Genomic DNA, 12443 nt, shown 5'->3' with positions numbered 1-12443 from the left:
CGGGCGCGGCGCCCGTTCGTTGGTAGTTTAGGTCGGATGTCCGAGCGCCTTCTTCTCGCCGATCACGACGCCGTCGCCGATGCCCTCACCTTCGCCGGTCGCGCCGCCCGACTCGGCGACGGCGCGGTGCGCCTGCGGTCCTCCGCGGGAACCCTGACGATGTGGGCGGCCGTGCTGGCGCCGCGAGGGCTCTTCGACAGCACGCCCACCATCCTCGGAATGCGGGCGATCCGCGCCGACCCCGAACTGGAGTGCGACTTCGTCGTGGACGCGACGTCACTCGCTGTGGACGCCGCCGACGCCCGAGCCCTCGCTCTGCCGGCGACGGCCCTCGCCCCGGCATGGGCGGGTATCTCGCCGCCACAGGGTGGGTGGGTGCCCGGTGGAGACATCGCGGCATCCGATCTCGCATCACGCGCGCAGTGGGGGATGGCGGCCGTGGCGAACAAGCTCCCTGCCGACGCCGGCGAGGACGTGGTGCGCGTGATCAGATCGGATGTCTGGGGAGCACCCGCGGAGGAACTCGCCGATCTGCCGCTCGGCGTCGCCTTCGCCGCATTCGGGCTGGGCTTCATCGGTGGCGAGGAGACGGTACGCGTCTTCACCGCACCGTCGTGGACGCGGCTGAGTCTTCGGCGCGGGCATGTGCTGGTCCGTCGCCCGCCCCGCGAGGGACTCACCGCGGTCCGCACGACCGGTCGCACGGACCGCTGAACAGCCAGCGCAGATCGCCGCGGGTCACACTGCTGCAGCGGCACCCCGTCCCGCCGCACGGCCGCTGAACAGGCATCCGCCGAGGAACGTCCCCTCCAGCGCCCGGTATCCGTGGACGCCGCCGCCACCGAATCCGCTCGCCTCACCCGCGGCGAACAGCCCCGGCACAGCCGAGCCTCCTTCGCCCAGGGCACGACCGTCGAGATCGGTCTCGATACCGCCGAGGGTCTTCCTGGTGACGACGCCGAGGCGCACCGCGATGAGGGGGCCCGCCTTGGGGTCGAGCAGTCGGTGCGGCGCGGCGGTGCGGATCAGCCGGTCACCTCGGAATGCACGCGCGGAGCGCAGCATCGCGATCTGTGAATCCTTGGTGAAGGGGTTCTCGACCTCGCGGTCGCGGGCTTCCACCTCGCGCCGCACCAACGCGCCGTCCAGGACGTCGCCGCCCGGGAGGGCCTGCATGCCGGCGATCAGATCGTCGAGGGTGTCGCGCACCACGAAGTCCTCACCGTGGTCGAGGAACGCCTGCACCGGCCCGGCGGCGCCCTTGCCGAGACGGGAACGGATGAGCAGGGGCAGATCTTTGCCGGTCAGGTCGGGATTCTGCTCGCTGCCCGACAGCGTGAACTCCTTCTCCACGATGCGGGAGGAGAGCACGAACCAGGAGTGATCGAATCCGGTCCGGCGCAGGTGGGCGAGAGTGCCGAGGGTGTCGAATCCGGGGTACAGCGGCACGGGGAGGCGGGTTCCTCGGGCATCCAGCCACAGCGAGGAAGGACCAGGCAGGATGCGGATTCCGTGGGCGGGCCAGACCGGGTCGACGTTGTGCAGCCCCTCGACGTAGTGCCACATCCGATCGCTGTTGATCACCCGCGCACCCGAGGCTGCCGCCGTCTGAATCATCGACCCGTCGACGTAGGCGGGGACCCCCGCGAGCATCCGCTCGGGCGGCGTGCCCAGTCGGTCCGGCCACGCCTGACGGACGAGATCGTGGTTGCCGCCGATCCCTCCCGACGCGACGATGGTGGCTCCGGCCGTGATCTGGAAGTCGGCCACCACCTCGCGAGAACTCGGACGACCGCGAGCGGAGCCGGAGGGTGCGAGGATCTGGCCCTCTGCACCGCCGATCGCTCCGTCGCGGGGGAGGAGCCCCGTGACCCGGTGGCGGGGCAGGATCGTCACGCGTCCCTCCGCCTCCGCGCGTTCGACGTCTCGGAGGAAGGGCGCCACGACGCCGGGGCCCGTGCCCCAGGTGATGTGGAATCGCGGGACGGAGTTGCCGGGGCCGGTCGCGCCGTAGCCTCCGCGTTCGGCCCAGCCGACGACCGGGAAGAACGACATCCCTTTGCCGCGCAACCACGCCCGCTTCTCGCCCGCGGCGAAGTCGAGGTAGGCCTCGGCCCACCGGCGGGGCCAGAGGTCCTCGGGCCTGTCGAAGCCGGCCGTTCCCCACCAGTCCTGCTCGGCGAGGGCCAGGGAATCCCGTACGCCCATTCGCCGCTGCTCGGGGGAGTCCACCAGGAAGAGGCCGCCGAAAGACCACCAGGCCTGACCGCCGAGGTTGCTGCGCGGCTCCTGATCCAGCAGGATCACGCGCTTTCCCGCGCTCACCGCCTCGGCGGTCGCGACGAGACCTGCCAGGCCCCACCCGATCACGAGGACATCGGCCTGCAGGACCTCCGTCGACGCCATCACGACCCCTTCGTCGGCTCGAAGGTGTTCACCATCGCGAAGGCCGCCCGGTGCAGGTAATCCCACAGCGTCTCCTCCTGCAGAGGAGGCAGCCGGAGTTCGTCGACGGCGGTCCGCATGTGGCGCAGCCACCGGTCCCGCGCGTCGGGATTGACGTGGAACGGGGCGTGGCGCATCCTCAACCGCGGGTGGCCCCGCTGGAGACTGTAGGTCGTCGGGCCGCCCCAGTACTGCTCGAGGAACAGCGTCAGGCGATCCTTGGCCGGTCCGAGGTCCTCCTCCGGGTACATCGGGCGCAGGACCTCATCGGCGGCCACCTCCCGATAGAAGACGTCCACGAGTCGGACGAAGGTGTCGTGGCCGCCCACCTCGTCGTAGAACGACCGTGGCGATGTCTCGGCGTCACTCACCGGCTCGGGGCTCCTTCCGAAGGCGGCACCTCCGCGGCGCCAGCCTCCAATCTACGCGTCCGCATCGGGCGGGGTGGTGGTCCCGGGGGGTGTCGTGCCCGGCGGCGGCGGGGTTTCGCGCGAGCGTCGGGGGCGCAGCTTCGGGCGCCAGACCGGTCGCTCCGCGGCGATCGGCACAGGGGTCGGCTTCGTCTTGGGCGGGTTCGCGCCGCGCACTCGGTGGGCGCCGTCATGGCCCTCGAGCCGCACCGAGGTGACGGTGGCGCTCAGCCCCAGGTCATCGGTCGCCCGCTTCACACGGACACGCAGCTCCCGGGCGACATCGTCCTTCGAGTGGGCCCGCGTGCGGATCACCACCCGGAGCACCAGTGTCTCGCCGGTGACCGCCTCCAATCCCCAGACCTCGGGCCGGTCGACGATCCGGGAGCGCCACTTGGGATCCTTCGCAAGTCCCGTCGCGGCATCCTGCAGTGCATGTTCGACCTCGTCGATGTCGGAGTCGGCGGGAACTCCGACGTCGACGATGACCCGAGACCATCCCTGCGACAGGTTGCCGATGCGGGTGATCTCGCCGTTGCGGACGTACCAGAGGGTGCCGTTGACGTCACGGACGTGGGTGACCCGGACGCTGACGTACTCCACGATGCCGGTGGCGAGCCCCAGATCGACGACGTCGCCGATCCCCACCTGGTCCTCGGCGACGATGAAGATGCCGTTGAGAACGTCCTTGACGATGTTCTGGGCGCCGAAGCCGAGGCCGGCGCCGACGGCCGCTGTCAGGAGGGTGAGCGACCCCAGGATGTTCGGGTTGATCACCGAGACGATGAGGAGCAGCGCCACGACGATGATCGTGACCCCGACGATGTTCTGCAGGATCGAGCCGAGCGTGCGGGTCCGCTGGACGACGCGCACCTGTGCGACGGGGGAGCGCTCCAGCGCCTGCGTGTCGTCGACGCGGGCACGGTTCTTCGCACCGGAGACGATGCGATCGACGACCCTGCGGATGACGGCCCGGAGGATGATGGCGATGAGCAGGGCGGCCACGACGATGATCGCGACCTGCAACGCTCGCCACCCGATCTCTTGCAGGACGGGCAGGACGACATCCCAGGGTGCGGGGAGGGCGGGAGGCTCCTCGGCGGGCGCTGCGGACGCGGAGACGGAGATGACAGTCATCGGTCTCAGATCCTAACGACGCGGCCCCCAGGATCTCCTGAGGGCCGCGAGCGGAAGGGATGCTGCTTACTGCGCGTCGCGCTCCTGCACTGCCAACGCGCGCTCGACGCCGGCGAGGTTCTCCTGCACCAGTCGGCGAAGGGCGGCCGGTGCGTCCGCGTGCTCCGCGAGCCACGCGCGGGTGGCGTCGCGGAGCGCCGTGTTCGCCAGCGGGGCGGGATAGAGCCCCGCGATGAGGTACTCCGCGATCTTGTAGGTGCGCGACTCCCAGACCGGCAGCAGCATGGCGAAATACGGCTGCACGTAGTCGGCGAGCAGGTCGCGGCCGGCGGGGTTGACGAATCCGAGGGAAGCGGATCGGACCACGGTGTTGGGAAGGTCGTCACGGTCGACCAGCGACGCCCATGCGGCGCGTTTGGCCTCGGGGAAGGGCAGCGCGGCGCGGGCCTGGGCGGCGAACTCACCACCCTTGGCGGTGTTGTCCGCGGCCAGAGCGGTCTCGATGTCGCCGATCGAGGCGATCCCGCCGGCGGCGAGGGAGACCAGCAGCTGCCACGAGAGGTCGGTGTCGATCTGCAGACCGTCGAGGACCACGTCGCCGTCGCGGAGGCTCTTCACCGCCGCCCACTGCTCCTGAGTGCAGGCCGCCGCCGCGAAGGCGGTGACGAACTGCAGCTGGCTGTCGCTGCCGGCCGGGGCGTTCTGCGCGAGAGCCCACAGGTGTCCGGCGACGCGACGGCGGGTGTCATCCCGCTTCTCGGGGGTGACGTACGAGCTGGAGGCCAGGAGCAGCTGTGCCAGGGTCGTGCGCACCGTTGTCGATTCGGTCTCGGAGGCGATGTTGCGCAGCACCAGATCGACGTAGTCGGTGGCCGAAGCCTCGGCATCGCGCGTCTGATCCCATGCGGCGCCCCACACCAGCGATCGGGCGAGCGGGTCGGCGATCCCCGCGAGGTGGTCGATGGCGGTCTGAAGGGAACGCTCGTCCAGGCGGATCTTGGCGTAGGCGAGGTCTCCGTCGTTGAGCAGCACCAGGTCGGGGCGGACGAGGCCCGCCAGTTCCGGCACCTCGGTGCGGTCGCCGTCGACGTCCAGCTCCACCGCGTGGGTGCGCACCAGAGCGCCGTCCTGGAGGTTGTAGAAGCCGACGCCAAGACGGTGGGGGCGGATCGTGGGGTAGTCCGCCGGAGCTGTCTGGATGATCGCGAATCGACGGATCGTCCCGTCGGGGGATTCGTCGATGACGGGGGAGAGGGTGTTCACCCCGGCCGTCTCGAGCCACTTCTTCGACCAGGTGGTGAGCTCGCGACCGCTCGTGGCCTCGAGCTCGGTCAGCAGGTCCGACAGCTCGGTGTTGGACCACTCGTGCTTCTTGAAGTAGGCCGCGACCCCGGCGAAGAACGCCTCGATCCCGACCCACGCAGCGAGCTGCTTGAGAACCGAGCCCCCCTTGGCGTAGGTGATGCCGTCGAAGTTGACCTGGACGTCCTCGAGGTCGTTGATCTCGGCGACGACCGGGTGGGTGGACGGGAGCTGATCCTGGCGGTACGCCCAGGTCTTCTCCATGGCGTTGAAGGTCGTCCACGCCTCTGTCCATTCGGTCGCCTCGGCGGTGGCGATGGTGGAGGCCCACTCGGCGAACGATTCGTTCAGCCAGAGGTCGTTCCACCACTTCATCGTGACGAGGTCGCCGAACCACATGTGGGCGAGCTCATGGAGGATGGTGACCACGCGACGCTCCCGGACGGCGTCGGTCACCTTGCTGCGGAACACGTAGGTCTCGGTGAAGGTCACCGCTCCCGCGTTCTCCATGGCGCCGGCGTTGAACTCCGGAACGAACAGCTGGTCGTACTTGGCGAACGGGTAGGGGTAGTCGAACTTTTCCTCGAAGTAGGCGAAGCCCTGACGCGTCTTGTCGAAGACGTAGTCGGCGTCGAGGTGGTTCCACAGGCTTTTGCGAGCGTAGACGCCGAGGGGGATGACCCGACCCGAGGCGCTGGTCAGCTCGGAGAAGGTCTTCTCGTAGGGCCCGGCGATGAGGGCGGTGATGTACGAGGAGATGCGGGGCGTCGGCTCGAAATCCCAGGTCGCCGTCCCGTCGCCGTGCCGGGCCGGCTCGGGCGTCGGGGAGTTGGAGACGACTTCCCAGGCCTCGGGAGCCGTCACGGTGAAGCGGAAGGTCGCTTTCAGGTCGGGCTGCTCGAAGACGGCGAACATGCGCCGGGAGTCGGGAACCTCGAATTGCGAATAGAGGTAGACCTCGCCGTCGACGGGATCGACGAAGCGGTGAAGCCCCTCACCGGTGTTGGTGTAGACGCAGTCGGCGTCGATGACCAGCTCGTTGTCCTCGGCGAGACCGTCGAGCGCGATGCGGGAATCGGCGAAGGCCGTGGCGGGATCGATCGACCGGCCGTTCAGCGTGATCTCGCGGACATCGCGGGCGATCAGGTCGATGAAGGTCGAACTTCCCGGCTGCCCCCGGAAGCGGACGACCGTTCGCGAACCGAAGATCTCCGCACCCCGAGTGAGATCGAGATCGACCTGGTAGGAGTCGGTGTCGACGACGGCTCGACGCTCCTGGGCCTCGAGGCGGGTGAGGTTCTCTCCTGGCACGGCTGTTCTCCCGGGGTCTGGGGGTAGACGGAGCGGCGCGGCCCTGTGGCACCGGCACCGCTGACAACTGCACCAGCCTACGCCCGGCGCCAGTGCCGTCGCGCGATGCGAGGATGGCAGGGTGACCGAACTCGCCCCCCAGGACACCAGCTCCGACACCCCCACGGTTCTGTTCGCCTCCCCGGCCGCCGCTTCGGGAGCGCCGCACGTCGAGACCCCCGTCGCCTACGACGCCGTGCTCCTCGCCGGCTTCGGCGGCCCCGAGGGACAGGACGATGTCATCCCCTTCCTCCGCAATGTCACCCGCGGACGGGGGATCCCCGACGAGCGCCTCGAGGAGGTCGCCCACCATTACCGTCACTTCGGTGGCGTCAGCCCCATCAATGCGCAGAATCGCGCGTTGAAGGCCGCTCTCGAAACGGAGCTCGCCTCCCGTGGGATCGACCTGCCCGTGTACTGGGGCAACCGGAACTGGGCGCCGTACCTCGACGAGGCCGTGCGTCAGGCCGCTGACGCCGGACACACGACCCTTCTGGGACTCGCCACGAGCGCGTACAGCTCGTTCTCGAGCTGCCGGCAGTACCGCGAGGACTTCGCACGGGCTCTGAACGAGACGGGCCTGGGCGACACCGTGACCATCGACAAGGTGCGCCAGTTCTTCGACCACCCCGGATTCGTCCGGCCGTTCGTCGACGGAGTGCATGGCGCGATCTCGGGCCTGCTCGATGACGGAATCGACCCGTCGCGGATCCACGTGCTGTTCTCCACGCACAGCATCCCCACCGCCGATGCCGAGCGGTCCGGCCCCCGGGACCGCGACTTCGGTCCGGGGGGTGCCTACGAAGCGCAGCACCTCGCGGTCGCCGAGGTCGTGATGGCCGACATCGCCGCGGAGATCCCGGCGGCCGCCGGCGTGCCGTGGCAGCTCGTCTACCAGTCCCGATCGGGCCCGCCGACCCAGCCCTGGCTGGAGCCGGACGTCGTCGACGTCATCGAAGGGCTTCCCGAGGTCGGAGCGCAGGCGGTGGTGATCGTTCCGCTCGGGTTCGTCAGCGACCACATGGAGGTCATGTGGGATCTCGACACCGAGGCGATGGAGGCTGCGGAGGAGGCGGGTCTGCGTGCCGTGCGGACGCAGACGCCGGGGATCGATCCGGCTTATGTGCGTGGGCTGGTCGACCTCATCGAGGAGCGGCTGAAGGGCACCCCCGCAGCGGATCGGCCGCATCGTACCGATCTGGGGCCGTGGTTCGATGTGTGTCGACCGGGTTGCTGCGAGAACGTGCGGGCGGGCTTCAAGCCGGCGGCGTCGGGCATCGCGCCGTAGGTCGCAGGCGCCGCGAGGAGCGGCGCCGTTCCGTCCGATCCGCCCGTTTCCGCCTCCCTAGGATGAAGGCCATGCGCATCCACATCGCCACCGACCACGCCGGTCTCGAGTTCTCCACGCAGCTGCAGCACCATCTCGCCGCGCAGGGGCATCAGGTCATCGATCACGGTCCGATCGAGTACGACGCGCTCGATGACTATCCGGCCTTCTGCATACGGGCGGCGCAGGCCGTCGTGCGAGACCAGGCCGCGGGTCTGGAGTCGCTCGGCGTGGTCTTCGGAGGATCGGGCAACGGCGAGCAGATCGCCGCGAACAAGGTCGCGGGCATCCGCGCCGCGCTGGTGTGGAGCATCGCGACAGCTGAACTCGCGCGCGAGCACAACGACGCCAACGTGATCGCGATCGGTGCCCGCCAGCACACCTTCGACGAGGCATCGGCGTTCATCGACCGCTTCATCGCGACGCCGTTCTCGCGTGAGGAGCGGCATGAGCGTCGCATCGCGCAGATCGCGGCCTTCGAGGCAGACGGGAGCCTCGCCCCCGACCCACGAGCGACCGGAACCGCGACCGGTGCTGCAAAGGCCGATGTCCTGGCCGACGAGACCAGCTCTTTCGATCCCGAGGCCGGCTGACACCGGTGCCCGAGGGCCATTCCGTCCACCGCATCGCCCGACAGATCGCGCAGAACTTCGTCGGGCGAACGGTGGCGGCATCGAGTCCTCAGGGACGCTTCGCCGAGGGCGCGGCACTCATCGACGGGCGCGAAGCGCGTGAATCCCGGGCGGTCGGGAAGCAGATGTTCGTCGCCTTCGACGGCGACCTGTGGCTGCGCGTGCACCTCGGTCTGTACGGCGCATGGGACTTCGCCGGCGAGATCGTCTCCGATCCGACGATCGCCGCGTCGAACGGTCGGATGGGCCAGACCAATCAGCGCGGGACGCCGCCGGAGGCGATCCTGGATGCGGCCGGGGAGAACTCCCTGACCTCGATCGGCGCCCCTCGCCGCGCGCGCGGCCGCGTGCGGATGTCGGAGCAGACCACGGGTCTCCCGGGGGAAGCCGATTCCGAGGAGTGGCCGCCCCCGGTGCGCGGCCAGGTGCGGTTGCGGTTGCTCACCGACCTCACCTGCGCGGATCTGCGGGGACCGACCGCGTGCGTCATCCAGACGCCCGATGAGGTGGAGCAGTCCCTGGCGAAGCTCGGGCCCGATCCGCTCGTCGACGACGCGCGCGAGGGGGAGGAGCGGTTCGTCGCGCGCGTGCGGCGCACCGTGACGCCCATCGGACTCCTGCTGATGGATCAGAGCGTGGTCAGCGGGATCGGCAACGTCTACCGCGCGGAGCTGTTGTTCCGGGCGAGGCTCAACCCCCACACGCCGGGCCGAGAGGTTCCCGAGGAGACGGTGCGCGAGATCTGGCGCGACTGGTCGCGGCTCCTGGTCATCGGCGTCGAGACGGGCCAGATGATGACGCGCGATGGGCTCACCGCGAAGGAGCGGCGCAGTGCGATGGCCCGCCGCGAGCACCGGCACTGGGTCTACGGGCGAGCGGGACTGCCCTGTCGAGTCTGCGGCACCTCCGTCGTGGTGGAGGAGGCGGCCTCGCGCAAGCTCTACTGGTGCCCGTCCTGTCAGGCGTGACCGGCGTCGTCACCCGACGATCGGGCACGACGGGGCGATCCGCGCGCTCGTCCTAGGCTGGGACCATGCGTCAGAATCCGAGCTTCGCGATGACGGATGTCGCAGAGCTGCGTCGCCTGGTCGACCTCAATCCGTGGGCGACGATCGTGAGCGCCGGCGACGAGGGGCTGGTCGCCTCGCACTACGTCGTGCTGCTCGACGACGACCGTGACGACCTCACCATCGTCGGTCATGTGGGCAAGCCGGATGACCTCATCCACGGTCTGGGCACGCGCGAGCTGCTCGTCGTGATCCAGGGGCCTCACGGGTACGTCTCGCCAGGGTGGTACGGCGACACGCCATCGGTTCCCACGTGGAACTTCTCCTCCGTCCACCTCACGGGTGTCCCCGAGATCCTCGATGCCTGTGAGAACCTCCGGGTCCTCGACCGGCTCGTCGCCCGCTTCGAGGGCGGAATGCCCGCGCCCCGACTCCTGTGGGAGCGGCCGAACGACGCCGCCTTCGTCGAACGGCTCGAGCGCGGCACCGTGGGGTTCCGGCTGACACCCACCCGCATCGTGGCCAAGCGCAAGCTCAGCCAGAACAAGCCGGCCGAGGTCGTCCGCGCCGTGATCGACGGCCTCGCTCACGAGGGCCCGCACCACAATCCCGCCCTCGCCGCAGAGATGGAGCGCGCGCTGCAGGCGCGAGCCGATGCCGGAGGGATCGCGTGAACGTCGGCGAGCAGGTCGCCGTCATCCGAGGCGCCCGGGTCCGCGGTCCTGGCCGCGAGCTTCTGCCGGTCGCCGATGCTGACGACCGCGTCGACGTCTTCCTCTCGGACGGCGCGATCGTCGACATCGCACCGACGGGCGTCATCCGTCCGGCGGGGTCGGTGCTCGAGGCCGACGGACGATTCCTCCTCCCGGGGCTCTGGGATCATCACGTGCACGTCACGCAGTGGGCCCTCGCCTCAGAACGGGTCTCGGTCGTCGATGCGACCACCGCGGTGGAGGCCGCACGCCGCGTGGCGGGGTCGCCGGTCCTCGCCGACGGCCGACGGGTCGGGGTCGGCTTCCGCGACGCGCTGTGGGCGGACTCGCCGAGTGTGGCGCTGCTGGACGAGCACACCGGAGACGTCCCCACCTACCTGATCAACGCCGACGTCCACAGCGTGTGGCTCAACTCCGCCGCGCTGCGCCGGGAGGCGTTGTCGGCCGACGACAGCGGCATCCTGCGGGAGGCCCCCGCGTTCGAGGTGTCGCGCCGGCTGAACGCCGTCCCTGCCGCGCACGCCGACGCCCTCGTCGCGGCGATGGCACGCCGCGCGGCCGGTCGAGGCGTCGTCGGCCTGGTGGATCTCGACATGGCCTGGAACGAGGATGCGTGGGTTCGGCGTGTGGCGGGCGGATTCGACACGCTGCGGGTGTCGTTCGGCATCTACCCCGAACACCTCGATCGCGCGATCGCCGCAGGCCTTCGCACGGGTGATCCCCTCCGCGGAGGATCCGACCTCGTCCACGTCGGGCCTGTCAAAGTCATCACCGACGGCTCGCTCGGGACTCGAACCGCCGCGTGCTCGCACCCGTACGCCGGCTCTTCCGACGATCGCGGGATGCTCACCGTCGCACCGGCCGCGCTGGTCGAGATGATGACCCGGGCGACCGCGGCGGGCCTGTCGTGTGCCATCCATGCGATCGGGGATGTCGCCAACTCCCACGCCCTGGACGCCTTCGCGCTCAGCGGAGCGACCGGCACCATCGAGCATGCGCAGCTCGTGGGCGCATCGGACATCCCGAGGTTCGCGCGGCTCGGCGTCGGTGCGAGTGTGCAGCCCGAGCACGCCGTCGACGACCGGGACCTCACCGACGAGATCTGGGCGGCGCAGACCGCCACTCCCTATCCGCTTCGCGCCCTCGCCGACGCCGGCGCCACTCTGCTGTTCGGATCGGACGCCCCGGTCTCACCCCTGGATCCGTGGGCCGCGCTGGCTGCCGCGGTGCACCGTACCCGAGGAGGTCGCCCGGCCTGGCGGCCCGAGCAGGCCCTGGACCCGCACACGGCGTTGGCGGCGTCCACGAGGGGTGGTTCGACCGATCCGGCGACGATCCGCCCCGGCTCCCCGGGTGATCTGGTGTTGTGCGACAGCGACCCGCTCGCCGCGACGGAGAGCGAGCTGCGCGAGATGACGGTCGCAGCGACGCTTCTCGCGGGTCGGCTGACCCATCTGGCCTGACCGCGCAGGCGGGCGCACCGCAGGTGTCGACGAAGGGCCCCGATTCCTCCGGAGAGGATTCGGGGCCCTTCGTCGTCATGTGAGCGAGGTCACTCGGCAAGGTGTGCGAAGAGGAACCAGCGGTCCTTCTCGAGCGTCTGCATGATGGCCAGTGCCACGTCCTGACTGGTGAGATCGACCTCGTCGAGCCCCTCGATCGCGGTCTTGACATCGACGATCACGGCGTCCATGTCGGCGATCATGTCGCGGACGATCTCCTGCCACGGGGTGAACCCGGCGGGAACCGCGGTGGGCGCGACCTTCTGAGCGATGGTCGACGTGCGGGCGTCGATCGGAAGCCCGAGCGCGACGATCCGCTCCGCAGCGTCGTCAGCTGCCTGCCGGGCGTGGTCGACGATCTGATCGAGGAGTTCGTGAATGGCGATGAAGTTCGCCCCCCGCACGTTCCAGTGCGCCTGCTTGCCGTTCACGGCCAGAGCCTGCAGTCCCAGCACGACCGGGGTGAGGAACTGCGCCGAGCCGGCGGCGACCGTGGGATCGGCGGCGGTGGCGGGGGTGGTCTGAATGTCGGTCATTCTGTCGGCTCCCTTCGAACCGCCACGCGGCGGTCCAGTGAACCCAACGCTAGTGCGCGCCCCCTATTCCGCAAGCAAGAGA

At 69.8% G+C, this 12443-nt stretch carries 11 protein-coding genes; 6 read left to right on the top strand and 5 right to left on the bottom strand.

The features are described from left to right. Window positions 1-36 precede the first annotated feature (36 nt). A complete protein-coding gene (locus tag V6S02_RS07185; RefSeq protein WP_336400346.1) occupies window positions 37-714 on the top strand; it encodes a hypothetical protein in 678 nt (225 codons plus the stop codon). 24 nt (window positions 715-738) lie between these two features. Here the strand turns inward: V6S02_RS07185 and V6S02_RS07180 are convergent, their stop codons facing one another. From V6S02_RS07180 to pepN, 4 genes are all read right to left on the bottom strand, one after another. Continuing rightward, on the bottom strand, window positions 739-2406 hold the full coding sequence (locus V6S02_RS07180) for an FAD-binding dehydrogenase (protein ID WP_336400345.1): 1668 nt from the start codon (window positions 2404-2406) through the stop codon (window positions 739-741). Next, entirely contained in the window at window positions 2406-2816 is a 411-nt protein-coding gene (locus V6S02_RS07175; protein ID WP_336400344.1) for a globin, read from the bottom strand. Before V6S02_RS07175 ends, V6S02_RS07180 begins: the two co-directional genes overlap by 1 nt. Window positions 2817-2867: 51 nt before the next feature. Continuing rightward, the gene (locus V6S02_RS07170; RefSeq protein WP_336400343.1) at window positions 2868-3992 is read right to left on the bottom strand and encodes a mechanosensitive ion channel family protein; all 1125 of its coding nucleotides are present in this window, start codon (window positions 3990-3992) and stop codon (window positions 2868-2870) included. Between the two features lie 66 nt (window positions 3993-4058). Next, window positions 4059-6605, bottom strand: a complete 2547-nt coding sequence (gene pepN / locus V6S02_RS07165; RefSeq protein ID WP_336400342.1) for an aminopeptidase N — start codon at window positions 6603-6605, stop codon at window positions 4059-4061. A 121-nt stretch (window positions 6606-6726) separates the two neighbouring features. Between pepN and V6S02_RS07160 the strand changes: the two genes are divergently transcribed. The 5 genes from V6S02_RS07160 (at window position 6727) to V6S02_RS07140 (ending at window position 11786) form a co-directional block, all read left to right on the top strand. Continuing rightward, complete coding sequence (locus V6S02_RS07160; protein ID WP_205782926.1) at window positions 6727-7932, top strand: ferrochelatase; 1206 nt, start codon at window positions 6727-6729, stop codon at window positions 7930-7932. A 71-nt stretch (window positions 7933-8003) separates the two neighbouring features. After that, window positions 8004-8564: a ribose-5-phosphate isomerase gene (locus V6S02_RS07155; protein WP_336400341.1), complete on the top strand. Its 561-nt coding sequence runs from the start codon at window positions 8004-8006 to the stop codon at window positions 8562-8564. Between the two features lie 5 nt (window positions 8565-8569). Continuing rightward, window positions 8570-9571, top strand: a complete 1002-nt coding sequence (locus tag V6S02_RS07150; RefSeq protein WP_336400340.1) for an Fpg/Nei family DNA glycosylase — start codon at window positions 8570-8572, stop codon at window positions 9569-9571. Window positions 9572-9636: 65 nt separating this feature from the next. Continuing rightward, a complete protein-coding gene (locus V6S02_RS07145) occupies window positions 9637-10284 on the top strand; it encodes an FMN-binding negative transcriptional regulator (protein WP_336400339.1) in 648 nt (215 codons plus the stop codon). Further along, on the top strand, window positions 10281-11786 hold the full coding sequence (locus V6S02_RS07140) for an amidohydrolase (protein WP_336400338.1): 1506 nt from the start codon (window positions 10281-10283) through the stop codon (window positions 11784-11786). Before V6S02_RS07145 ends, V6S02_RS07140 begins: the two co-directional genes overlap by 4 nt. 89 nt (window positions 11787-11875) lie before the next feature. Here the strand turns inward: V6S02_RS07140 and V6S02_RS07135 are convergent, their stop codons facing one another. Further along, a complete protein-coding gene (locus tag V6S02_RS07135) occupies window positions 11876-12361 on the bottom strand; it encodes a Dps family protein (RefSeq protein ID WP_124293363.1) in 486 nt (161 codons plus the stop codon). Window positions 12362-12443: the final 82 nt, after the last annotated feature.

It is taken from the genome of Microbacterium sp. CCNWLW134 (assembly GCF_037083565.1).
In the GTDB taxonomy this organism is placed as follows: domain Bacteria; phylum Actinomycetota; class Actinomycetes; order Actinomycetales; family Microbacteriaceae; genus Microbacterium.
Note: the sequence above shows the minus strand (reverse complement) of the source record. Positions and strands in the feature narration are given on the sequence as shown.

Bases quoted from the DNA above. Each gene is read 5' to 3' on its own strand.
- V6S02_RS07170 (WP_336400343.1), bottom strand. From the start codon at position 3,992: ATGACTGTCATCTCCGTCTCCGCGTCCGCAGCGCCCGCCGAGGAGCCT.
- V6S02_RS07155 (WP_336400341.1), top strand. From the start codon at position 8,004: ATGCGCATCCACATCGCCACCGACCACGCCGGTCTCGAGTTCTCCACG.
- V6S02_RS07135 (WP_124293363.1), bottom strand. From the start codon at position 12,361: ATGACCGACATTCAGACCACCCCCGCCACCGCCGCCGATCCCACGGTC.
- V6S02_RS07145 (WP_336400339.1), top strand. From the start codon at position 9,637: ATGCGTCAGAATCCGAGCTTCGCGATGACGGATGTCGCAGAGCTGCGT.
- V6S02_RS07180 (WP_336400345.1), bottom strand. From the start codon at position 2,406: ATGGCGTCGACGGAGGTCCTGCAGGCCGATGTCCTCGTGATCGGGTGG.
- V6S02_RS07185 (WP_336400346.1), top strand. From the start codon at position 37: ATGTCCGAGCGCCTTCTTCTCGCCGATCACGACGCCGTCGCCGATGCC.